At 72.8% G+C, this 22,838-nt stretch carries 20 protein-coding genes and 1 pseudogene; 11 read left to right on the top strand and 10 right to left on the bottom strand.

Going from position 1 to position 22,838, the window contains the following annotated elements; translation table 11 throughout:
- Window positions 1-167: 167 nt before the first annotated feature.
- The 4 genes from BS83_RS15655 to BS83_RS15670 all read left to right on the top strand — a co-directional run bounded on the left by BS83_RS15655 (window position 168) and on the right by BS83_RS15670 (window position 5,570).
- Window positions 168-1,682, top strand: a complete 1,515-nt coding sequence (locus BS83_RS15655) for a hypothetical protein (protein ID WP_051943098.1) — start codon at window positions 168-170, stop codon at window positions 1,680-1,682.
- A 248-nt stretch (window positions 1,683-1,930) separates the two neighbouring features.
- A complete protein-coding gene (locus tag BS83_RS15660; protein ID WP_269664856.1) occupies window positions 1,931-4,459 on the top strand; it encodes an ATP-binding protein in 2,529 nt (842 codons plus the stop codon).
- A 1-nt stretch (window position 4,460) separates the two neighbouring features.
- Entirely contained in the window at window positions 4,461-5,156 is a 696-nt protein-coding gene (locus BS83_RS15665; protein ID WP_037604434.1) for a response regulator, read from the top strand.
- Window positions 5,157-5,189: 33 nt separating this feature from the next.
- Window positions 5,190-5,570 (top strand): hypothetical protein, encoded by a 381-nt coding sequence (locus tag BS83_RS15670; protein ID WP_037604436.1) that lies wholly within the window; start codon window positions 5,190-5,192, stop codon window positions 5,568-5,570.
- 30 nt (window positions 5,571-5,600) lie between these two features.
- Here the strand turns inward: BS83_RS15670 and BS83_RS15675 are convergent, their stop codons facing one another.
- The 3 genes from BS83_RS15675 to BS83_RS15685 all read right to left on the bottom strand — a co-directional run bounded on the left by BS83_RS15675 (window position 5,601) and on the right by BS83_RS15685 (window position 8,553).
- Window positions 5,601-5,984, bottom strand: coding sequence for a DUF3592 domain-containing protein (locus BS83_RS15675; protein WP_037604437.1), 384 nt, complete (start codon window positions 5,982-5,984; stop codon window positions 5,601-5,603).
- A gap of 577 nt (window positions 5,985-6,561) precedes the next feature.
- Window positions 6,562-7,200: a class I SAM-dependent methyltransferase gene (locus BS83_RS15680; RefSeq protein ID WP_051943099.1), complete on the bottom strand. Its 639-nt coding sequence runs from the start codon at window positions 7,198-7,200 to the stop codon at window positions 6,562-6,564.
- Window positions 7,201-7,374: 174 nt separating this feature from the next.
- Window positions 7,375-8,553, bottom strand: coding sequence for an acyl-CoA dehydrogenase family protein (locus BS83_RS15685; protein WP_037604438.1), 1,179 nt, complete (start codon window positions 8,551-8,553; stop codon window positions 7,375-7,377).
- 170 nt (window positions 8,554-8,723) lie between these two features.
- Between BS83_RS15685 and BS83_RS15690 the strand changes: the two genes are divergently transcribed.
- Both BS83_RS15690 and BS83_RS15695 read left to right on the top strand, forming a co-directional pair.
- Window positions 8,724-10,376, top strand: coding sequence for an FAD-binding dehydrogenase (locus tag BS83_RS15690; protein ID WP_037604440.1), 1,653 nt, complete (start codon window positions 8,724-8,726; stop codon window positions 10,374-10,376).
- A 2-nt stretch (window positions 10,377-10,378) separates the two neighbouring features.
- The gene (locus BS83_RS15695; protein ID WP_232248352.1) at window positions 10,379-11,410 is read left to right on the top strand and encodes a 2-dehydropantoate 2-reductase; all 1,032 of its coding nucleotides are present in this window, start codon (window positions 10,379-10,381) and stop codon (window positions 11,408-11,410) included.
- A 206-nt stretch (window positions 11,411-11,616) separates the two neighbouring features.
- Here the strand turns inward: BS83_RS15695 and BS83_RS15700 are convergent, their stop codons facing one another.
- On the bottom strand, window positions 11,617-12,975 hold the full coding sequence (locus tag BS83_RS15700) for a HEAT repeat domain-containing protein (protein WP_037604441.1): 1,359 nt from the start codon (window positions 12,973-12,975) through the stop codon (window positions 11,617-11,619).
- A 182-nt stretch (window positions 12,976-13,157) separates the two neighbouring features.
- On the opposite strand from BS83_RS15700, the gene BS83_RS15705 reads away from it, so the two are divergent.
- Window positions 13,158-13,664 carry a PTS sugar transporter subunit IIA domain-containing protein gene (locus BS83_RS15705; RefSeq protein ID WP_332262335.1) on the top strand — a complete coding sequence of 169 codons (507 nt, stop codon included), beginning with the start codon at window positions 13,158-13,160 and terminating at the stop codon, window positions 13,662-13,664.
- Here BS83_RS15705 and BS83_RS15710 read toward each other — a convergent pair.
- Complete coding sequence (locus BS83_RS15710; protein ID WP_037604443.1) at window positions 13,650-14,171, bottom strand: NUDIX hydrolase; 522 nt, start codon at window positions 14,169-14,171, stop codon at window positions 13,650-13,652. The two genes, BS83_RS15705 and BS83_RS15710, sit on opposite strands and share 15 nt — an antisense overlap.
- 102 nt (window positions 14,172-14,273) lie before the next feature.
- Here BS83_RS15710 and BS83_RS15715 point away from each other — a divergent pair, with 102 nt between their 5' ends.
- Window positions 14,274-15,188, top strand: a complete 915-nt coding sequence (locus tag BS83_RS15715; RefSeq protein WP_051943100.1) for an O-antigen ligase family protein — start codon at window positions 14,274-14,276, stop codon at window positions 15,186-15,188.
- Between the two features lie 192 nt (window positions 15,189-15,380).
- Here the strand turns inward: BS83_RS15715 and BS83_RS15720 are convergent, their stop codons facing one another.
- Window positions 15,381-16,634, bottom strand: coding sequence for an IS701 family transposase (locus tag BS83_RS15720; protein ID WP_051942678.1), 1,254 nt, complete (start codon window positions 16,632-16,634; stop codon window positions 15,381-15,383).
- A 230-nt stretch (window positions 16,635-16,864) separates the two neighbouring features.
- Between BS83_RS15720 and BS83_RS43990 the strand changes: the two are divergent.
- Window positions 16,865-17,862, top strand: a pseudogene (locus BS83_RS43990) (IS5 family transposase).
- A gap of 19 nt (window positions 17,863-17,881) precedes the next feature.
- Here the strand turns inward: BS83_RS43990 and BS83_RS15735 are convergent.
- Both BS83_RS15735 and BS83_RS15740 read right to left on the bottom strand, forming a co-directional pair.
- Entirely contained in the window at window positions 17,882-19,027 is a 1,146-nt protein-coding gene (locus BS83_RS15735) for an MFS transporter (protein WP_232248707.1), read from the bottom strand.
- 154 nt (window positions 19,028-19,181) lie between these two features.
- Window positions 19,182-19,877 carry a TetR/AcrR family transcriptional regulator gene (locus tag BS83_RS15740; RefSeq protein ID WP_037604446.1) on the bottom strand — a complete coding sequence of 232 codons (696 nt, stop codon included), beginning with the start codon at window positions 19,875-19,877 and terminating at the stop codon, window positions 19,182-19,184.
- Window positions 19,878-20,119: 242 nt separating this feature from the next.
- Between BS83_RS15740 and BS83_RS15745 the strand changes: the two genes are divergently transcribed.
- Complete coding sequence (locus BS83_RS15745) at window positions 20,120-20,545, top strand: nitroreductase family deazaflavin-dependent oxidoreductase (RefSeq protein ID WP_037609101.1); 426 nt, start codon at window positions 20,120-20,122, stop codon at window positions 20,543-20,545.
- Between the two features lie 18 nt (window positions 20,546-20,563).
- Here the strand turns inward: BS83_RS15745 and BS83_RS15750 are convergent, their stop codons facing one another.
- The gene (locus BS83_RS15750) at window positions 20,564-21,136 is read right to left on the bottom strand and encodes a nucleosidase (protein WP_037604447.1); all 573 of its coding nucleotides are present in this window, start codon (window positions 21,134-21,136) and stop codon (window positions 20,564-20,566) included.
- 86 nt (window positions 21,137-21,222) lie between these two features.
- On the opposite strand from BS83_RS15750, the gene BS83_RS15755 reads away from it, so the two are divergent.
- Entirely contained in the window at window positions 21,223-21,891 is a 669-nt protein-coding gene (locus tag BS83_RS15755) for an O-methyltransferase (protein WP_037604450.1), read from the top strand.
- A 21-nt stretch (window positions 21,892-21,912) separates the two neighbouring features.
- Here BS83_RS15755 and BS83_RS15760 read toward each other — a convergent pair whose 3' ends face one another.
- On the bottom strand, window positions 21,913-22,788 hold the full coding sequence (locus BS83_RS15760; RefSeq protein WP_051943101.1) for a spermidine synthase: 876 nt from the start codon (window positions 22,786-22,788) through the stop codon (window positions 21,913-21,915).
- Between the last annotated feature and the right edge of the window lie 50 nt (window positions 22,789-22,838).

The raw sequence follows: 22,838 nt of genomic DNA on the forward strand, positions 1-22,838 counted from the left end.
GGTGGCTAAGGAAGCGTCAAGATTTGCCGGCGGCGCGTCAGGACAGCATCAGGGACGCTGCCGTGAAGCCGACGGACCGAGCAGAGTGATCGTCCACAAGCCCGCAACGGCTCGGAATAAGGGGACGGGGTCGCGTGCTCGCGCCTCGCGGAAGGACAGTGCTCGGAATGGCCGTTCTCAGCGAGGGGACGCACGCGACCCCCACCCAGGGCGAGCGCCCACTGCGCGGCACGGACCCGGAGGAAGCGGGCCCGCGCCGGAGCGTGCGACACTCCGGCAGGTCGTGGCGGCCGCGTGCCTCGGTGCCCGCCCGCCTGCGCCAGGGCACGGCGTTGTGCCTGCTGCTCACCGTCGTCCTCGGTCTGCTCGGCCTGAGCGTCGCCGTCGGTGCGCAGTCCACCTGGACCGCGGTGGGATCGCAGCAGGCTCCGCAGGTGCTGGACGCCACGGGGCTCTACCAGGCCCTGACCGACCTGGACGCGCAGAGCGCCAACCTGATCATGTTCGGCGCCGACCCCGCCCTGGCCGCCAACCGCGCCGACGCGCTCAAGGCCTTCAGTGCCGACCGCACCGCCGCCGACCGGGACCTGCAGCAGGCCACCCTGGCCGCCGCGGGCAGCCCATCGGTGCAGCGTGCGCTCGCCGACGTGCTCGACGGCATGGGCCGCTACCAGGACCTCGACGGCCGCGCGCTGGCCCTCAACGACGCGGGGCACCGCCCCGCGGGACAGCCGAGCCCGGACGCGCTGACGGACTACCGTCAGGCCACCGACCTGATGCGGGGCACCCTGCTCCCTGCCGCCGACCGCCTGGTCACCGCCAACAACGACGCCTACAACCGCAGCTACGACGCGGAGCGCTCCGCGCTCGGCACCGGGCTGTGGTGGCTGCTCACGCTGGGGGCGGCCCTGCTCGCGGCGCTGATCGGACTCCAGGTCTGGCTCAGCGCCCGGTTCCGGCGGCGCGTCAACCCGGCCCTGGCCGCGGCGACGCTTCTGGCCGTCCTCTTTCTCGCCCTGGCCGGCAGCCTGTGCACCAGCCAGCGCGAGGACCTGCGGGCGGCGCGACGCGACGCCTTCGACTCGGTGGTGGCGCTGTCCCGCGCTCGAGCCGACGCCTACGACGCCAATGCCGACGAGAGCCGATACCTGCTCGACTCAGGCCGCGCCGCCCAGTACCAGGACGCGTTCGAGACCGAGAGCCAGCTGATCGCGGCTCTTCCCGGCACGTCACTGCCGGACTACGACGCCCGGCTCGCCGACGCTGTGACCGCCTACCACGGGAACCACGGTGACATCCGCTTCGGCGGCTTCCTGGGCGCCGAGTTCCACAACGTCACCTTCCCCGGCGAACGCGCCGCGGCGGAGCGCACTCTGGCCGCCTACCAGCTCTACGAGCGTGACGACCGCACGATCCGCGCCCTGGCCGGCCGGGGCCGGCTGCACGACGCGATCGCCTACGGCACCAGCTACGCCCCTGGCGCCTCCAACGCCGCCTTCGCCGCACAGGACACCGCACTCCAGCAGGTCATCAGCATCAACACCACCGCCTTCGACCACAGCATCGACCAGGCCCGCGGTGAACTCTCGACCCGCGTCCCGCTGCTGGCGGCGGCAGCCGCGCTGATCCTGCTGCTCTGCCTCCTGGGCGTCCGTCCGCGCCTCGCCGAGTTCCGCCGTTGACCGGGCTCCCGCCCTGCGTTAAGAGCACGTGAAGGATCGTTGCCCGGCCGCATGGAAGGCGTTAAGAGAGGCGCCGCGGCATGCCCTCACGGGGTTTCCTTGACCGAGCCGCCGTAGGCGGCTGACCAGGCGCAACAACACTCGTGAGCCGTCCCGTCGCACGGCGGTCCGGGAACGGAGACACTGTCGTGGCATCGCAAGCCCCCCGGTCCGCACCCCGCCTCAACGGCGGCGGCCGGGGCCGAGGCGTGCTGAAAGTCTTTCTGGGCTCCGCGCCCGGTGTCGGCAAGACCTACAAGATGCTGGACGAGGCGCACCGCCGGGCCGAGCGCGGCGCCGACGTGGTCGTCGCCTTCGTCGAGTGCCACGGCCGACGCCACACCGAGGAGATCCTGGACGGCCTGGAGGTGGTGCCCCGGCTCAGCCGGGAGTACCGGGGCACCGCGTTCGAGGAGCTCGACACGGACGCCGTCATCGCCCGCCGCCCGCAGGTCGCCGTCGTCGACGAGCTGGCGCACACCAACATTCCCGGCGGTCGCCATGCCAAGCGCTGGCAGGACGTCGAGGAGCTCCTCGCGGCGGGCATCGACGTGCTCACCACGGTCAACGTGCAGCATCTGGAGTCGCTCAACGACGTCGTCCGGAAGATCACCGGGGTGCCGCAGCGGGAGACCGTGCCGGACGAGGTGGTGCGCCGGGCGGACCAGATCGAGCTGGTCGACATGGCCCCGGAGGGGCTGCGCCGCCGGATGGCGCACGGCAACGTCTACGCCGCCGAGAAGGTCGACGCCGCGCTGTCGAACTACTTCCGCGTCGGCAACCTCACCGCACTGCGGGAGCTGGCGCTGCTCTGGCTGGCCGGGCGCGTCGACGAGGGCCTGCGCCGCTACCGGGCCGAGCACGAGATCTCCAAGGTCTGGGAGACCCGCGAGACCGTGGTCGTCGCCCTGACCGGCGGCCCCGAGGGCGAGACGCTGATCCGCCGCGCCGCCAGGATCGCGGACCGGGCCGGCAGCGACGCGCTGCTGGCCGTCCACGTCGCCCGCAGCGACGGCCTCGCCGACGCCGACCCGGCCGCCCTGCTCTCCCAGCGCCGGCTGGTCGAATCGCTGGGCGGCAGCTACCACTCCGTCGTCGGCGACGACATCCCCACCGCGCTGCTCGACTTCGCCCGCGCCTCCAACGCCACCCAGCTCGTCCTCGGCACCAGCCGGCGCGGCGCCCTGCGGCGGGCGCTCACCGCGGGGCGCGGCATCGGCGAAGCCACGATCGAGCTCTCCGGCGACATCGACGTCCACATGGTCACCCACGAGAACGCCGGCCGCAGTCGGCTCCCCTTCGTGGCGAAGACCCGGCACCCCACCACCGAGGGACGTTCTACGCCACGGCGCTGGGCGGGCCTGATCAGCGGCCTGATCCTGCCGCCGCTGCTCACCCTGGTGCTCGCGCAGACCCGCGACGCGATCAACCTGACCAGCGACACCCTGCTCTTCCTCGCCCTCGTCGTGGGCATCTCGCTGCTCGGGGGCATGGCTTCGGCCCTGGTGGCCTCGGTGGTGGCCTCACTCCTGCTCAACTACTACTTCATCCCGCCCATCCACGAGTTCACCATCGCCTCCCCCAACAACGTGCTGGCGCTCGCGGTGTTCGCGACCGTCGCGATGGTGGTCGCGGGAATCGTGGACACCGCCAGGAAACTCGCGCAGCGCGCCGCCCGGGCCACCGCCGAGGCCGAGACCCTCTCCGCGCTCGCCGGCAGCGTCCTGCGCGGGGACCAAGCGGTGCCTGCGCTGCTGGACCGGCTGCGCGAGACGTTCGGGATGGTCAGCGTGGACCTGGTCGACGGCGTCCCGCAGGCTCGGGTCGGTGAAGAGATCATGCCCGTCGGCGGCGACGCGGCGCTCGTCCTGCGCGGCCGCCCGCTGCCCGCCTCGGACCGGCGGGTGCTGGCCGCCTTCGCCGCGCACGTCCAGGTCGCCCTGGAACGCGACCGGCTGGCCGAGGTGGCGGCGGAGGTCGAACCCGTCAAGGCCGCCGACCGGCTGCGCACCGCGTTGCTCGCCGCCGTCAGCCACGACCTGCGCACGCCCCTGGCCGTCGCGCTCGCCTCGGTGTCGTCGCTGCGCAGCGACGACGTCGAGTTCACCGCCGACCAGCGGGCCGACCTGCTGTTCGCGGCCGAGGAGTCACTGGGCCGGCTGTCCTCGCTGGTGGAGAACCTCCTCGACATGAGCCGTCTCCAGGCCGGCGCGCTCACCCTCGATCTCGGCCCGACCGCGCTGGAGGACGTCTGGTCCGCCGCCGTCGCCTCCCTGCCCGCTCCGACGGCTCCCGTGGAGGTGCGCGGGCTGGACGAGGTCCCGCCGGTCCACGCGGACGGGCCGCTGCTGGAGCGGGTGCTGGCCAACCTGGTGGCGAACGCGGTGCGGCACGCACCAGGCTCGCCGCTGCTGGTCTCCGCCAGCGTGCTGGGAGACGGCGTCCAGGTCCGCGTCGTGGACCGCGGTCCAGGCATTCCCGAGGGTGCTCGGGACCGGGTGTTCCAACCCTTCCAGCGGCTGGGCGACACCGACAACACCAACGGCGTCGGCCTCGGTCTGGCCCTCGCCCGCGGTCTGACCGAGGCGATGGGCGGCACCCTCACCCCGGAGGACACCCCCGGCGGCGGACTGACCATGGTCCTCACCCTCCCCGCCCACCTCCTCGACGAGGAGGACGAGGTGCCCGAAACGGGCGAACACCACCAGGCCGTCCCCACTCTGACCGAGAGGAACTGACGTGACCCAGGTCCTGGTCGTCGACGACGAACCGCAGATGCTGCGGGCACTGAAGATCAACCTTCAGGCCCGGAAGTACGCCGTGAGCACCGCTGCCGACGGCGCCGAGGCCATCCGGGAAGCCACCCGGGCCATGCCTGATGCGATCATTCTCGATCTCGGGCTGCCCGACATGGACGGCGTCAAGGTGCTCGAACGGGTCCGCAGCTGGTCCAGCGTTCCGGTGATCGTGCTGTCCGGGCGCTCCGACTCCTCGGAGAAGGTGGCCGCGCTCGACGCGGGCGCCGACGACTACGTCACCAAGCCGTTCGCCATGAACGAACTGCTGGCCCGACTGCGGGCGGCGCTGCGCCGCCCGACGGCCGAGGGCACGGAAACCCTCACCAGCGTCATCGGATCGTGGACCGTCGACCTGCTCACGCACACCATCCGACGTACCTCCGACGACGGGACGGAGCCCGCTCTGCTGCGGCTCACTCCCACCGAGTGGAAGATCCTCATCGTCCTTCTCCAGCAACCCGGCCGACTCGTGACCGCCGGTCAACTGCTGACCAGCGTCTGGGGCCCCGGGTACGAGAAGAACAACAACTATCTCCGGGTCTACTTCACCGGCCTGCGCCGCAAGCTCGAACCCGATCCGTCGCACCCGCGGCACCTGGTGACCGAACCGGGGCTGGGGTACCGCTACCAGCCCTGAGCTCGGGGCTACCCCGCCTACGACCGGATCACGGTGCTGATCCCCGAGGTCGAGCCGGAGCACTGGTGGACCTGGCCGCTGCACAACCAGCGCGGCGCGCTGATCTCCCGCGCGGTCCGGCGCGGCAGCGACGCCACCGTCTGCCGGCTCCGACTGCGCCTGGGCACCGCCGACTTTGGTTTCTTCGGCGAGATCCTCCCGCGACGGGTCCTCGGGCCGCGCGCCCCTCTCGTGCTCTCCCACCTGGACCGGTCGTCCGCCCTGCAAGGCTGGACCGGAGGAGGAGCCGGAACCGGCCCTGCGCTCCCCCACAGAGCTCTCCCCCAAAACCGTTCCCGTTGCAGAAACTACCCCGCCGGATCGCCCCTGGCCGCCGTCCTGACGCCGCCTTGGCGCTCCCGGCCGAAACTCTGACAGCGTCTTGACGCGGGACGTTCTCCCAGCTCAGCCGGGTATGGTGAGCACCACAAGCGCGGCGAGCACCGCAGTGACGCCGAGGACGACGAAGAACCGCTCGCGTCGTCGCCCCTCGTGCTCCTCCACGAGCACCTCGCGCGGATCGGCCGGGTCGTAGCGCAGCCAGATGTCTGTCCCGTCCTGAAGACCGGAGGGCCCGAAGACCTCCATCACCTGCTCGCGCTCGTCCTCGGTGGTGAACTGCAGCAGCGGCCGGGTGGAGCCCGGGCGTGTCCGCACCAGCGCCCGCACGCGCCGTCCGTCCCGCCGCAGCCGCCGCACCTCACCGAGGCCGGACACTCCGCTGAGATAGGCGGCGAACCCGCCGATCCCCAGGAACGCCGCAGTCACGATCGCACCCGGACCACCCATGGCTCACCTTCCGCCCGCCTGTCGCCGCGCCTCCTTCCCAGTCTCCGCCGCCTTCGAACCGTCCGATCAGGACGGGGTCAAGGGAGCGTCAAGGACCAGGCCTTCGGCGTCAGAGCGGCATCAAGGCGGCTTCCGTCGCGGACGGGGTCGCCGCGCAATGGAGTTGGGCGGGCGCGCCCCACGGTGTCGCGCTCACCCACCGACGCCGACCGACTCGACCGGCCGGGGTCGGGTCAGCGCTGCGTGGCCGCCCCCACGCGCGTGGTCCCCGGCCGGCCGGTCGGCCCGGCTGCTGCCACGGGTGACATCACGAGTCCCGGAAACCCGCGGCGACGGTACTGCCGGGATCGGGCGGGCACTCAATAATCCTGGACCGCGTCCAGTTGACGGATCATCGCCGCAGCCAGGCACACGCCGGCGTGGCGGATCTTCTCGAGGGCACACTGCGCCATCCGCTCGTACGACGCCTGAGAGGCGAGCGCCGCACGTAGCCCTCGACGTCCCCTGCACGCGTTGCGGGCGCCCACCGCTGCGCACCGGAGCCGCCTGTGGTGCCCGGTCCAGGGCGCGGGTCCCTCTACCCCCGGGCGCGGCTCAGGATCCAGACACCGTAGGTGTCGTTCGCGGGGTGCAGTTCGTAGCTGCCCGCCCTGAGGTCGACGTGGAGTCCGACGGCGTCCAGATCCGCTTCGAACTCCGCCGCCGCGTAGAGGCGGGCGTGCGGCGGCGGGTCCTGGAGGTGGAAGCCGACCAGCATGCGGCCGTTCTCACCCAGCACGTCGCGCATCGCCGCCAACGCGGTCCGCTCTGTGCCCTCGGCCAGGTAGACGATCACGTTGCCCACGCAGACGACCAGGTCGAAGGGACCGTCCCCGGGGCGGAGGTCAAGGATGTCCCGCTCCTCGACCGGCAGTCCGGGGTAGGTCTCCCGGGCCTGGCGGACCAGTGCCCCGTCGGGCTCGATCGCGAGCACGTCGTGCCCTCGCGACAGGAGCGCCGCGGTCACCCGGCCCATGCCGGCGCCGGCGTCGAGCACCCGGCCGCCACGGGGCAGGAGCGTGTCGGCGAGGCGGGCCTCGCCGTCGACGTCCTTGCCCGCGGCGATGAGCTCCGCGAACCTCTTGCCGAAGTTCCCGCTCGCCCCCGCCTCCTGCCAGCGGGTCGGCCGCTCCGTCATCGGCGTGCCGCCCACCCGCGGCGGCGTGACCTTGTCCATGCCTCGCATCCTAGAGCGGCCGCCGGGCGACAGTGGGTACGCGCGGGCCGGCCGGCCGTTGCCGTGCGGTCGGAAGGTTGCAGGTCGGCCCGGCACCGCCAGGGAAGGCTTCCCCAGCAGATGCCGGCGCGGGGTGATCACGGCGGTGGCAGCCATCGGCTTCGCCACCAAGGGTCAGCGGCGGACGCGGGGCATGCCGAGGCCGATCCAGCTGATGATCTCGCGCTGGATCTCGTTGTTGCCGCCGCCGAAGGTGAAGATGACCGCGCTGCGGTAGCCGCGCTCCAGGTTGCTGCGCAGCACCTCGCCCGCGGAGCCCTCCTTGAGCGGGCCGGCCGCGCCGACGACCTCGAGCAGCCAGGCGTAGGCGTCGCGGCGCGCCTCGCTGCCGTAGACCTTGACGGCGGAGGCGTCCTGCGGGGTCAGCACGTTGCGCTGGACGGCGTCGACCATCTGCCAGTTGAGCAGCTTGACCGCGTCGAGGCGGCTGTGGGTGCGGGAGAGCCGCTGGCGTACCCAGGGCAGGTCGATGACGCGCTTACCGTGGGCGAGTTCGGTCTCCCTGGCCCACTGCTGGACCTCGGCGAGGGCGCGGTTGGCCATGGTGGCGTGCGCGGCGAGGGTGACCCGCTCGTGGTTGAGCTGGTTGGTGATCAGCCGCCAGCCGGAGTTCTCCTCGCCCACGCGCATGCCGACCGGGACCCGGATGTCCTGGTAGTAGCTGGCGGTGGTGTCGTGGCCGGCCAGGGTGCGGATGATGGTGGTGGAGTAGCCGGGGTCGGTGGTGTCGACCATCAGCATGGTGATGCCCTTGTGCGGGGGCGCGTCCGGGTCGGTGCGGGTGGCGAGCCAGACCCAGTCGGCGGTGTCGCCGTTGGTGGTCCAGATCTTCTGGCCGTTGACGACGTAGGCGTCGCCGTCGAGGACGGCCCGGGTCTTCAGCGCGGCGAGGTCCGTGCCGGCGTCGGGCTCGGAGTAGCCGATGGCGATGTCGATCTCGCCGGACAGGATCTTCGGCAGGAAGAAGGCCTTCTGCTCGGGGGTGCCGAACTTCATGATCGAGGGTCCGACCGTGTTCAGCGCCATGATCGGCAGCGGCACCCCGGCCTGGGCGGCCTCGTCGAAGAAGATGAACTGCTCGAACGCGCTCATGCCGCGCCCGCCGTACTCGACCGGCCAGCCCACGCCGAGCCACCCGTCCGCGCCGAGGCGGCGGTTGGTCTCGCGGTAGAACTTCTTCTGCTGACGCGGGTCGTTGAGGCGGCCGTGCGCCTCCGGCGGCATCAACCGGGTGAAGTAGGCGCGCAGTTCGGCGCGGAGCCGCTGCTGCTCCGGCGTGTAGTCCAGGTGCACGACGCTCTCCCTCTGCAAGTCCGGCGGCGGGTCCGGTGCCGTCGCTGTGCAGACTAGAACGTGTTTCACAAACTCGGAAGAGTCAGGGCGCCGCAGCGCCGGTAAGGTGCACTCACCCGCCCGAGATACTCGGCAGTAGCCAAGTGCACCCGCCAGGAGGAGTCACAGCCGTGGACGCGGACGTCATCGTCGTCGGGGCCGGCCTCGCCGGACTGACCGCCACCTGCGAACTGGTCGCCGCCGGGCGCCGGGTGCTGCTGGTCGACCAGGAGAACCAGGCCAACCTCGGCGGCCAGGCCTTCTGGTCCTTCGGAGGACTCTTCCTGGTCGACTCCCCCGAACAGCGCCGGATGGGCGTACGGGACTCCTTCGAGCTCGCCTGGCAGGACTGGGAGGGCACCGCCGGCTTCGACCGCGAGGACGAGGACTCCTGGGGCCGCCGCTGGGCCCGCGCCTATGTCGAGTTCGCGGCCGGCGAGAAGCGCGCCTGGCTGCGCGAGCGCGGCGTCAAGCTCTTCCCCGTGGTCGGCTGGGCCGAGCGCGGCGGCTACGACGCGCTCGGGCACGGCAACTCGGTGCCCCGCTTCCACATCACCTGGGGCACCGGCCCCGGCATCGTCGAGCCCTTCGCCCAGCGGGTCACCCGGGCGGCGGCGAGCGGACTGGTGACCTTCGCCTTCCGGCACCAGGTCGACGAACTGCTGACCGGCGCGAACGGGGTCGACGGCGTGCGCGGCACCGTCCTCGCGCCCAGCGCCACCGCGCGCGGCGAGGCGTCCGACCGGGAGGCGGTCGGCGAGTTCGAGTACCGCGCCCAGGCGGTGATCGTCACCTCCGGCGGGATCGGCGCCAACCACGACCTGGTCCGGGCCAACTGGCCGGACCGGCTCGGCACCCCGCCCGCGCACATGCTCACCGGCGTCCCCGCCTACGTCGACGGCCGGATGCTCGGCATCAGCGAGGCGGCCGGCGCACGGCTGGTCAACCGCGACCGGATGTGGCACTACGTCGAGGGCATCACCAACTACGCCCCCATCTGGCCGGGTCACGGCATCCGGATCCTGCCGGGCCCCTCCTCGCTCTGGCTCGACGCCACCGGCAAGCGGCTTCCGGTGCCGCTCTTCCCCGGCTTCGACACCCTGGGCACCCTGGAGTACCTGCGCACGACCGGCCACGACCACTCCTGGTTCGTGCTCACCCAGAAGATCATCGAGAAGGAGTTCGCCCTCTCGGGGTCCGAGCAGAACCCCGATCTGACCAGCAAGGAGCTGCGGAAGGTCCTCGCCGCCCGGCTGGGCGGCGGCGCGCCCGCGCCGGTCGAGGCGTTCAAGCGGCAGGGCTCGGACTTCGTCGTCGCCGACACGCTGCCGGAGCTGGTCACCGCGATGAACCGGCTCACCGACGAGCCGCTGCTCTCCTTCGCGGACGTGGAGCGCCAGGTCGTCGCCAGGGACCGGGAGGTCGACAACGCGTTCACCAAGGACCTGCAGATCGCGGCGCTCCGGTCGGCGCGGGCCTACCGGGGCGACAAGCTGATCCGCGTCGCCAAGCCGCACCGGCTGCTGGACCCGAAGGCGGGTCCGCTGATCGCCGTCAAGCTGCACGTGCTGACCAGGAAGACCCTCGGCGGACTGCAGACCGACCTGTCCAGCCGGGTGCTGGGCCCCGACGGCGCGGCGGTGCCCGGCCTGTACGCGGCGGGCGAGGTGGCCGGCTTCGGCGGCGGCGGCATGCACGGCTACCGCGCCCTGGAGGGCACCTTCCTCGGCGGCTGCCTCTTCTCCGGCCGGGCGGCCGGGCGCGCGGCGGCGGAGGCGGTGTAGCGATGGCAAAGCTGCGGGTCGCGGTGATGGGCGCGGGCAGCATCGGCTGCCACCTGGGCGGGCATCTGGCCGCGCGCGAGGACGTCGAGGTGGTCCTGGTCGGCCGGGCGGCGGCGATGGCGGCGGTGGCGGAGCGCGGACTGACCCTGACGAGCGGTCGGCGCGCCGAGGTCGCGGTGCCGGCCGCGGAACTGACGCTCGCCACCGACGCGTCGGCCGCCGCGGAGGCGGACGTGGTGCTGGTGACCGTGAAGTCCGACGGGACGCGGGAGGCGGCCAGGCAGCTGGCGCCGCACCTCGCGCCGGGGACGGTCGTGGTCAGCTTCCAGAACGGTCTGCACAACGCCGAGGCGCTGCGCGAGGAACTGCCGGAGCAGACGGTGCTCACCGGCATGGTCCCCTACAACGTGCTGCAGACCGAGCCCGGCTCCTTCCACCAGGGCACCGGCGGCGCGCTGATGCTGGACGACGCCCCGGCGGGCGCGCCGCTCGTCGCCGCGCTCACGGCGGCGGGGCTGTCGGTGCAGGCGCGGGGCGACATGCGCGAGGTGCAGTACGCCAAGCTGCTGATGAACCTGAACAACGCCGTCAACGCCCTCTCCGGACTGCCGCTGCGGGCCCAGCTCAGCGACCGCTCCTACCGCGGCTGCCTGGCCCTGTGCCAGACCGAGGCGCTGGCCGCCTTCCGCGCGGCGGGCGTGCGCCCGGCCCAGCTCGGCGCGGTACGGCCGACGCTGACGCCGGTGCTGCTGCGCCTGCCGGACGCGGTCTTCACCCGGGCGGCGGCGAAGATGCTGGCGATCGACGAGAAGGCCCGCTCGTCCATGTGGGAGGACCTCCAGCGCGGCCGGCCGACGGAGGTCGACTCGCTGCAGGGCGAGATCGTCGCGCTGGCCCGGCGCCACGGCCGCGACGCGCCCGCGTGCGCGCGCCTGGCGGCCCTGGTGCACGAGGCGGAGCAGGACGCGGCACGGACCTGGTCCGGCCCCGAGCTGCTCACGGAGCTGCGCCGGGCGGTGGCTCAGTCGGTGTAGCGGAGGCCCGCCGGCGCCATGCAGATGGCGGTGCCGGGGCCCCGTCGTGCGTCGACCGTCCGGCCCGCACGGTGCTGGGCGAGGTGGTGACGGCACACAGGGTCAGCACATTCCCGGGCGTCGTGGGGCCCCGTGCTGCCGGATCGCGGTGGTCGAACGGGACGGTCCGCCAGGGTGCTCCGCCGTCCGCCCCGCCTTTCACACCGTCAGTCCTGGTTCGGACGGTTGCGCCGCTGATAGTGAAAGTAGGCGGAGATCCGGTGGTCGTGGTCGAACCCGGGGCCGAGCGGGCCGACGCGGGCGTAGGCCTGGTCGGTGCGCGGGTCGTCGCGCCACGCGAGGCCGAAGGCGGCCTCCAGTCGCAGCCCCTGGTCGTGCTCGTCCAGCAGCGCGGCGAGGGCCTCGACGGTGACGGGCGTCCGGTCTGCAGAGCCGGCGAGGGAGGCAGCGGCGGCGGCGCGGACGCCGGGGTCGGAGTCCTGGAGCAGCGCGAGCAGGGTCTCCCTGGGACCGGAGCCGAGCTCGCGCCCCGGAGCGGCGAAAACGTCGGCGACGACCCGCCGGACCTCGGCGGCCGGGTCGCGCGCGAGGACCAGCAGGGCGGCCGTGCCGGCCTCGGTCCGCGGCGTCTGGTAGCGGCTCAGGCAGTACGGCACCTCGCGGCGCACTCGGGGGTCGGGATGGTCGACGTACCGGAGGCCGACCGCCTCCCAGCCGGAGTACTCCCCTGCGGTGCAGGCATCGAGCACCCTGGCAAGCACCTCGCCGTTCGGCTCGTCGAGTGCCCAGGCGGCCAGCAGCTCGAAGTCCGGCCCGGCGTCCAGGCTGTCGTCCAAGCTCGCCAGGAAGTTCCGGGTCCGCAGGACGTCGGCGAGAAGACGGCGGTGGACGGGGGCCGGGTCGTGACGCAGGTCGGCCAGGGCGGACCAGTCCTCGGGGCCCCGTCGGTGGGCCAGGGCCCAGGCCGCCGCCGACCAGTTGGCGTGGGTCTCGTCCGGATGCACGGCAGCCCGGGCCAGCAGTTCCGCTACCGGCGGCAGCACGCCGAACGCCTGCTCCAGCGCGCTGAGCACGCCGCTGTGGCCCGCCCGCACGGTGAGCCCGCCGAGCGAGACCTCTTCGATGTCCGTGTACTGCTCCTCGATCGCTCGTCGGGTGGCCGGCCCCACGGCCCCGGTGCGGCGGCGCAGTTCCTCGGACGCGCCGGTCTCGTGCCAGTGCCGCGCCAGGTCGAGCAGCCGCCTCCGCTCCACCTCGGCGATCCGCAGCCGGGGGTCCTCGCCAAGCACGGCTCGGACCAGCGCCGGGGAGCCGCGGTCCACGGCGTGCAGGAGTGGTGTCGTCCCGTCCGGCAGCACACGGTCCGGGTCGGCGCCGCCTTCCGTCAGGGCCTCGGCGGTCTCGTGGTCGAATCCGGCCACAGCCGCGCAGAGCACCGGCAGGCCGTCGGGGCCGGGTGCGTTCGGGTCTGCGCCCTCGTTCAGGCACGCGCGTACCGCGTCGACGTCGCCCGTAGCCACGGCCACCACAAGCCGCCGGTCCGCGTCCTGCGCCGCCACCGCCATCCGTTCCCCACCCTCCGCTCCTCCGCCGGACTGCACGGTATCGGACTCACCTGCCGCCGGGTGGGCGCTGCTGCTGCGACTCCGATCGTCGCGATCACCACGGAGGTGACCTGAGAGTCGCGTGTCCCCGGCGGCATGGGGGGCGCCGGTGCCTACCCTGGGCGCGGAGGTGGAGATCCGACGTGGATGAGAAAGCCGACGTGGTCCCGCTGCGGACGCCGGTGCGCGCACCGGCCCGCGCGCCGCTGCGGGTGCTGCCGCTGCCCGACCACGACCGGGTCGGCATCGTGCTGGTCTGCCGCAGCCGCACCCTCGCCCAGGCGACGCTGGACTTCAGCGTCCGGCTGCTGCCCACCGGCGACCCCGCCCCCGTGGCGGCGGTCGGCCCGGCGGCGGAGGGGGTGGTCGCCGCCGCGCGCCAGGTGGACCAGGGAGTCGGGGTCGCGGTGCTCTGCGACCTCCCCGACACGGCACGTTCCGTGCTCGCCCTCCTGGACCGGGCCGAGGAGTTGACGCTTCCCTTTCCGATCCGGTTCTGCGACGCCCCGATCGTGGAGGGCGCGGTCCCCGCCGTGGCCACCGCCGCCGCGGGCGGTGACCTGGCCGCCGTGGTCGAGGCCGCCGAGGACGCCTACCGGGTCCGCAAGCGCCCCGACCACCCCCACCCGCACGGCTCACCCCTCAGCTGAGCCCCCGTCCGCTCCGCCGGTCACGTCGCCCGCCGAGAGCGCGAACCAGGTCCGTTCCTCGTCCGTCAGCGCCTGCTCCAGCCGTTCCAGCTCGAACGGACGCAGGCCGGCGGGCAGGTGCTCCGGTGGGAACCAACCCACCTCCAGCGACTCGTCGTCGTTGACCCTGGCCTCGCCGCCGGTCAGGCGGCAGCGGAAGGTCAGGGCCAGGTACTGCGCGTGGTCGCCGTTGGCGTGGACGATCGGGGGGTCGACGGAGACGCTGACCAGTCGTTCGGGGACGACATGGACGCCCGCCTCCTCCCAGGCCTCCCGCACCACGGTGTCGGCCGGTTCCTCCCCCGGTTCGACGATGCCGCCGAGCAGGGCCCAACGGCCGCTGTCGGCGCGGCGGGTGAGCAGGACGCGGCCGTCGTCGTCGAGGATCACCGCGTTGATCCCGCTCATCCAGAGGGGGCGGGTCCCGATGTGGCTGCGCAGGTCGCGGACGAAGTCAGGGATGGGCATGGGGACCACACTATGCGGGGTCCCGACCGGTGACATCCGGCCAAGTCCGGGTCTACGGTGGACCGGACCGGCAGGTGGGGGACGGGCGAGCGGGGGACGCCGATGTCGGACGACACCGCCGTGCCCTCCCGGGACGGCGCGCGCTGCGACATGGTCGGCCTGCTGCTGCTGGCCGCCTGCGCCGCCTGGACCGTCCTCAGCGCCGAGGGGCGCCAGGCCCGCCCCGAAGGCGTGCTGCTCGGGCTGCTGGCCGTCACCACCGGCTACGCCATGGGCCGCATCGCCGGGGCCTCGCTGCCGGTGACCGGTCTGCTGGCGCCCGCCGTCGGCGTCGCCGTGTTCGTGCCGGCCTTCGGACGACCCGTGCTGGGCGAGGACGCGCAGGCCGCGCTGCTCGCGCTCTCCGTCGGCGCGGCCTGCTGTGCGGGCTACTCGGCGACCGGCCGGGTGCTGCCGCGGGCCTGCGGGGCGCTGGCGCTGGTCCTGGCCGCCGAGTCGCTGCTCACGTACTCCCTCGTGGGCGCGCTGGCCTGCGGGGGCACCCTGCTGGTGGCCGGATCCGTGCACCGGACGCACGGACGGGCCCGCGCCTCGGCGCTGCTGGCGATCTGCGCCCTGGCGGCCGTCGGGACGACGGTGGTGCTGGCCCGCACCGGCGCGGGCGGCGCCCCCGTACCCGCTGACCGGCTGACGCTGTGGCGGGAGGCCCTGACCGACCTCGGCGAGCAGCCGCTGCGCGGCGTCGGACCGGGCGACTTCGGGAGCGGCAACGCGTCTTCGGCGGCGCTGCAGGCGGCCGCCGAGCAGGGCTGGCCCGGGGTGGCGCTGCTGGGCTGCGCCTTCGCCTGGACGCTGTGGGCCCTGGCTCGCTCCCCCCGGCCGACCCCCGCCGCGCTCAGCGCGGCGGGCGCGCTCACCTCGCTGGCCGTCCTCGCCTCGGTCACTCCCGTGCTCGGCGCACCCGCTGTCGCCGTCGGCGCAGGCCTGCTGCTCGGCCTGGGCGCGGCGCGCCCGTAGGGCCGGCCGGGCCTAGTACTCCAGCAGGACTTTGCTATCTGACCTGGGGCGATGCAGGCGGAGTGGAGTGTAGTCAGGGTGCCAGGCGTCAGGGGCGGCTTCGTGTGGGCTGCCCCTCGATCGTGTGACTGCGCCGTCGGTAGTGGCTGCGGCGGGCGACGGCCTGGCGTCGTCGACGCCAGGCGGACCAGCTCAGCGCGTGAGTGCGGGGCGAGCGCCGTGGCGGACACGGGCCACCGCCGCCGCCAACTGCCAGGAGCCTGCGGATCTCCGCCACGGTGAGGTCGACCAGGGTGCCGGAACCGTTTCTGCAGCCCCTTTTGACGCCGCGGCGGCCGCCATCGCGGCCAAGAACGCGTGCGCGAGCATGGCGAGCGTGATGTGCCGCATCCAGCCGGTGTAACGGCGGACTTCGTACTGATCCAGACCGCATTCGTTCTTCGCGGCCTGGAAGCACTCCTCGATCGCCCACCGCATCCCCGCGATCCGCACCAACTCCGTCACGGTGGTCTCCGGCGGCGCGTAGGCGAGGTAGTAGGCGATCTCGTCCGGCTTGGCGATGCTGCGGCGGGCCATCGCCCAGCGTGCTCGGACCAGGACCTCGCCCTGGTAGTCGTACTCCGCCACGGCCCGCAGCCGGATCGCCGCCCAGTCGTAGACGCGCGGGCCCTTGGCGCCGTCACCGCACGACATCCGCTCCCAGGCCTCGTCCGGGGCCTGCGCGAACAGCCAGTCGATGCGGGGACCGCCCAGGCTGAACTGGGACTTGGGCACCGCCAGGACGTAGCCGACACCGGATTCCTCCAGCAGCCGGCGGAAGCGTCCCTCCTGCCCATAGGCCGAGTCCGCGGTGACCCAGGCGATGGGCAGATCGGAGCCCAGCGCCCGCAGCACCAGCCGCTTCGCCAGCTCGCCCTTGGTGCAGAACTCCCGCTCGTCGGGGATCCTCGCCGCACGGCAGCGATCGCGGTCTTCGGTCCATGACTTGGGCAGGTAGAGCTCACGGTCGACCAGGGCCCGGCCCCGGACGGAGGCATAGGCGGCGAACACTCCGATCTGGCAGTTCTCGGTCCGGCCGGCGGTGCCGGAGTACTGGCGCTGCACCCCGGCGGAGGTGGTGCCCTTCTTCACGAAGCCGGTGTCGTCGAGGATCAGTACCCCGTCAGGCTCGCCCAACCGCTCGGCGACAAATGCCTGCAGGTCATCGCGGATCTCGTCCGGGTCCCACGCGGCCCCGGCGAGCAGATGCTGCAAGCCGTCGGGGGTGCGGTGACCGGCCTGCTCGGCCAGCTGCCAGCTGTTCTTCCTGGCGACTGGAGCCAGCAGGCCGCGCACGTAGTCCCGCATCCGGCGCCGCGCTTCGACGCGACGGAAGCGGTGTCCCACGGTCAAGAAGAGTTCGTCCAGTTCGCGGTCCCACGTCTCGGCGACGGTCTCGGTGATCACATCGAGAGGCTGCCCCGCCGCAGCCACTACCGACGGCGCAGTCACACGATCGAGGGGCAGCCCACACGAAGCCGCCCCTGACGCCTGGCACCCTGACTACACTCCACTCCGCCTGCATCGCCCCAGGTCAGATAGCAAAGTCCTGCTGGAGTACTAGGGCCTGTCTGGAGTTGTGATCAGTCTTGCCCGGTTCGCCCTCGCGAGCTGGGCCGGGCTGGTAGAACGCTCCTGTGACGCGACGCGAACTGAGCGACAGCGAGTGGGAGTTGGTCGAGCCGTTCCTGCCCATCGGCCGGTTCGGCCCGTATCCGCAGCGGCTTCGTGACCAGTTCGAGGGCGTCATCTGGAAGTTCCGCAGCGGTGGCCAGTGGCGGGAGATGCCGACTGAGTTCGGTGCTTGGCAGACGGTCTACGACCGCTTCGCCCAGTGGCGTGACGCGGGTGTGTTCGCCGCGCTGATGGAGGCGATGATCACGGAGGCCGCTCGGCGCGGTCAGGCGGACATGTCGCTGGTCAGCGTGGATTCGACCGTGGCTCGCGCGCATCACGACGCGGCGGGGATGGTGGTCGACCCCGAGGTGCTGGCGGCGTTGGAAGAGGCCGCAGCGGAGGAAAAGGGGCATCGGAAACCGGGCAAACCGCCCCGGTGACCACGACATCAGCAGAGCTGGAGACGAAGCGGGCTGAGCGCCGGAAGTTACGTCGGCGCCGCCGTGCCCGACTCAAGGCAGCGGCGCTCGGGCGTTCTCGTGGCGGACTGACCAGCAAGGTTCATCTTGCGGCAGACCTGCGCTGTCGCCCGTTGGCCTTCGTGCTGACGCCCGGGCAGGCCGCTGACAGCCCTCGGTTCGTTGCCGTTTTGGAGGGGATCAGGGTGTGCGGGCCCGTCGGTCGTCCGCGGACCAGACCCGATGCGGTGGCCGCCGATAAGGCGTATTCGTCGCGGGCCAACCGGGCCTACCTGCGCAGACGCGGTATCAAGGCAGTGATCCCGGAAAAGGCTGACCAGGCGGCGAACCGCAAGAAGCGCGGAAGCGCCGGCGGGCGACCGGTCTCGCACGACGCCGACCAGTACAAGGACCGCAACACGGTGGAGCGCTGCATCAACAAGATCCGGGCTTGGCGAGGCTTGGCAACCCGCTACGACAAGACGCCCGAGAGCTACATGGCGGGGCTTCAACTCCGCGGATCCATCATCTGGATGCGCAGTCTCGACCCCGCCACGTGATCACGACTCCAAACAGGCCCTAGTCCGAGGCGCCGGGGCCCAGGCCGCGCATGCGGCCGTAGGCGTAGACGCATCCGGCGAGGGCGAGGTCGGAGAGGAGCATGAAGCCGATGGCGTAGGACTGCTTGGCGTTGTAGACCGCGCCCATCACCAGCGGCGGGACGAAGCCGCCGAGGCCGCCCATCGCGCCGACGATGCCGGTGACGCTGCCGATCTGGGCCTGCGGTGTCACCCGGGACACCAGGGTGAACACCGAGCCGCTGGCCGCACCGAGGCCGGCCGCGGTCAGCAGCAGGCAGATCGTCGCGCCCGGGGTCAGCGGCGGCTCGAAGGCCTGGACGACCGCGAGCAGCGCGACGGCGCCGAGCGCCCAGGCGGTGACGACGGCGGGGTGGATCCGGTCCGCCAGCCATCCGCCGATGGGGCGGAAGATGACGGTGACGACCGCGAAGCCCGCCGCTTTGGTGCCCGCGTCGGTGGCGCTGAGCCCGTACCAGGTCTTCAGGTAGGTGGGCAGATAGACGCCGAACGCGACGACCCCGCCGAAGGCGAGGGCGTAGAGCGCGGACAGCTCCCAGGTGACCCGGAGCCGCGCGGCCTTGCCGAGGCGGGCGGTCAGCGGGGCCGAGGGCACCGGCCGGTCGGGCCGGTCCCGCAGCAGGGCGGCGGCGAGCAGGGCGTAGGCGCCGAGGGCGATCGCGAGGAGGACGAAGGGCAGGCTCTGCCCGTGGTGGTAGAGCCTGGGCGTGAAGTAGCCGGAGAGCGCGACGCCGCCGGTGCCCATGCCGAAGACGCCCAGCGCCGCGCCCCGACGGGCGGGCGCGAACCAGGAGTTGACGAGCGGGACGCCGATGGCGAAGGTCGTGCCGCCCAGGCCCAGGAAGAACCCGACGGCGATCAGCGCCGGATAGGACCCCTTGGCCGGGATCAGCAGCAGCACCGGCACGATGGTCAACGCGCTCACCAACGGGAACATCAGCCGCGCGCCGTAACGGTCGGTCAGCGCCCCCACCGGCACCCGCCCGATCGAGCCGACCAGCACCGGCACCGCGACCAGCACGGACTGCGCGAACGAGGTCATGTGCAGCTTGCTGTCGAAGCTGCCGGCTAGCGGGGCGATCAGGTTCCAGGCCCAGAAGTTCAGGGCGAAGCCGAGCGTGGCCACGGCGAGGTTGAGCCACGCGGTGCCCGAGGGTGCGGCGTTGCCCGTCGACGTGCCGTTGCGTCGCTCGACGTTCCGGTCGGACCCGGTCAGAGGCTCAGTCACATTCCCGATGATCAGCTGGGGGTCGGGTCACCGCATCCCGGGGTGCGGCGCGCTACGCCATCCCGAGCGCGTCGGCCATCTCCTCCACGGTGTGCGCGAAGAACTCGTCCGCCGGTTCGAGGGTGCCGACCAGGTGACCGAACAGCTCGAAGCTGATCATTCCGAAGAGCTGGGCCCAGGCCGCCAGGCCGCGGGTCAGCAGACCGGCGCCGACCTCGGGCGCCCAGGCCGAGACCACGGCGGCGATCTGCTCGGCCAGCACGCCGCGCAGCGGGCGGACCGGGGCGGTGGGTCGCGCCTCGCCGGCGCCGGAGCGGAGCACGGAGATCAGCGCGAGCGCCACCCTGGCCGCCGGCCCGACCGTCTCCGCGGGGGCGGCGTAGCCGGGGACCGGGGTGCCATAGAGCAGGGCGTACTCGTGCGGGTGCTCCTTGGCCCAGGTCCGGACGCTGGAGCACAGGGCGCGCCAGCGGTCGCGGGTGGCGTCGGCCGGGCAGGCGGCGACAGCCTGTTCGGCGCGCTCGCCGACCGCGTTGTAGGCGTCGACGATCAACGCCGTGAGCAGGTCGTCACGGCTCGGGAAGTAGCGGTACAGCGCGGAGGAGGCCATGCCGAGCTCGCGGGCGACGGCGCGCAGGGAGAGGCGCTGGGCGCCCTCCTCGGCGAGCTGGCGGCGGGCCTCCTTCTTGATCTCGAGAGTCAGCTCCTCACGGGCTCGCTCCCGGGCGGTTCGGATCACAGGTGGCATGGCCCAAGCATGCCACAAACGAGAGCATCGCCCCCATAGTGGGGCGCCGCACCAAAACGAGAGCACTGCTCTTGACAGCGCACAGCGCACGCGCCATAGTCGTACCAGGCAAACGAGAGCACTGCTCTCGAAGCAGAACTCCGATCTCTCACTCCGAGGAGTCCACCATGAGCGCCACCACCGCCGCCGCGGCCGCTGCCGTCCCCGCCACCGCCCCCCGCCTCGTCAAGCCGCAGGGCCGCATGATGATCGCGATCGACCGCCTCACCCGCCGCGCCATGATCTGGCTGACCTACCGCGGCATCAGCGTGCTCGACTCCCGCGTCCTGGCCGTCCGCGGCCGCAAGAGCGGCGAGTGGCGCACCACCCCGGTCAACCTGCTCACCGTCGACGGCGAGCGCTACCTGGTCGCACCGCGCGGCCACACCCAGTGGGTCCGCAACATGCGCGCCGTCGGCGGCGGCGAACTCCGGCTCGGCCGGAAGGCGGAGAGCTTCACCGCCGTCGAGCTCGCCGACACCGACAAGCCGCTGATCCTGCGCGCCTACCTGCGCCGCTGGGCCTGGGAGGTCGGCTACTTCTTCGGCGACCTCACCGCCGACTCCCCCGCCGAGGAACTGGACCGCGTGGCCCCCGGCTTCCCCGTCTTCCGCATCACCCCGGCGTGACGCGCGACGCGTGACGCGTCAGAGGTTCTCGCGCACCCAGCGCGCCAGCTCCACCGCGCAGCCGTCGACCGACTCGCGCCAGGCCTGCGCCGCCCCCTCGCCCGCGTCGTCGCTGACATGCTTCACCAGCCGTACCGGCAGCCCCGTCTGACGCACCGCCTGGGCCACCGCGTAGCCCTCCATGTCCACCAGGTCCGCCTGTTCGGCGAGACGCGCCCTGGCCGACTCCTCCGCCACGAAGAGGTCGCCGGTGGCGAGCACGGGCCCGCGCCCGGTCAGACCGATCGGCGCACCGTAGGTGACGCCGGTCAGCGAGGCCAGGACCTCGGAGGCCAGATCGTGCTGGATGACCGCGCTCACCTCGTGCGTCGTCCCCGCGAAACCGGACTTGAGCGCCCCCGCCGTGCCCAGGTTCACCACCGCGGTCGGACGCGGACCCCGCGCCAGGACCGTCGCGACCGCGGTCGCCGCGTTCACCTTGCCCATGCCGGTGAGCAGCACCGGCAGGTCGGTGGTCAGGTGGGCCGCCTCCTCGGCGACGGCGAGGACGAGCAGCGGACGGGTGGGGTCGATCTCTCCGATGAGGCGCATGGAGCCATGCTAACCAGCGCGGCGACCGCCCCGGCGAGCACCGAAATGCCCTCGTCCGCAGCCTCCGAGCGGTTAGGTTGGCAGTCATGAGCACCCAAGAGACCTGGACAGCTGTCGACGACTACCTGACCGCCACACTGGGCCTGCGGGACCCGGCACTCGAGAACGCGCTCAAGGCCAGCGAGGCCGCCGGACTCCCGAAGATCGAGGTGTCCCAGCCCGCCGGCCGGCTGCTGAACCTGCTCGCCCAGATCCAGGGCGCGCGCCGGATCCTGGAGATCGGCACCCTGGGCGGCTACTCGACGATCTGCCTCGCCCGCGGCCTCGCCGAGGGCGGACGGGTGGTCACCCTGGAGTACGACCCCCGCCACGCCGAGGTGGCCGCCGCCAACATCGCCGCCGCGGGCCTCGCCGACCTGGTCGAGATCCGCATCGGCAAGGCCCTGGACACGCTGCCGCAACTGGAGTTGGAGGGCCGCGAGCCCTTCGACCTGGTGTTCGTCGACGCTGACAAGGAGAACAACCCGCAGTACGTCCGCTGGGCGCTGCGGCTGGCCCGGCCCGGTGCGCTGATCGTCGTGGACAACGTGGTCCGCGACGGCGCCGTGCTCGACCCGAACGGCAACGAGGCCATCCAGGGCACCCGCGGGGCGCTGGAACTGATCGCCAGTGAGCCGCGTCTGTCGGGCACCGCGATCCAGACCGTCAGCACCAAGGGCTACGACGGCTTCGCCCTCGCGCGCGTGCTCTCCTGAGCCGCGGCGGCGCCAGGCCGCTCAGACCGCGAACGCGCCGTCCGGCGGCGGCGGGGAGGGGACGGCCGTCGCGTCGGTGACCGGGTCCGCGCCCGAGGCGAAGGCCGTCAGCCGTTCCCCCGCCACCACCCGGGCGGGGAACGGGTCCCCGGCGGTCCGCCGGGTGAGCGCCTCGAGCGGCAGCGGAGCCGCCGAGGCGACCAGCACCAGATTCCCGTAGCGCCGCCCGCGCAGCACCGACGCCTCGGCCACCAGGGCCCGCTCGGGGAAGACCGCGCCGACGGTGGCCAGCTGTCCGCGGACGAAGTCGAGCGGCGCGCCGTCGGCCAGGTTCGCGGCGTAGAGCCCGCCGGGACGCAGCGCCCGGCGGACCGCGTGGACGAACTCGAACGAGGTCAGCGCCGCGGGGATGGTGTGTCCGCCGAAGACGTCGGCGACGACGAGATCGGCCCCGGCCGCGGGCGCGCGCCCCAGTGCCTCGCGCGCGTCGGCCGCCTCCACCTCCAGCGCGAGGCCGGCGTCCCAGGGCAGCCGCTCCCGCACCAGGTCGATCAGTGCCGCGTCCAGCTCGGCGACCCGCTGCCGCGAGCCGGGACGGGTCGCGGCGAGATAGCGGGGCAGGGTGAGCGCGCCGCCGCCGAGGTGCAGCGCGTCCACCGGAACGCCGGGTTCCGCGCACAGGTCCACCACATGGGCCAGCCGCTGCGTGTACTCGAACTCCAGGTGGAGCGGGTCGTCCAGGTCGACGTAGGACTGCGGTGTGCCGTCCATGGTGAGCAGCCAGCCGCGCGGCCGGTCCAGGTCGGGGAGCAGACGGGCGGTGCCCAGGTCGACCTTCCTGACGATGGGGGTACTGTTCGACTCGTCGTCCGGACGATCGGTCCACTGCTCGCTCATGCGGACATTCTGGGCCGTCCCGACACCTCACGGAAAACTGTCCGCAAAAA

Source organism: Streptacidiphilus rugosus AM-16, from assembly GCF_000744655.1.
Taxonomy (GTDB): domain Bacteria; phylum Actinomycetota; class Actinomycetes; order Streptomycetales; family Streptomycetaceae; genus Streptacidiphilus; species Streptacidiphilus rugosus.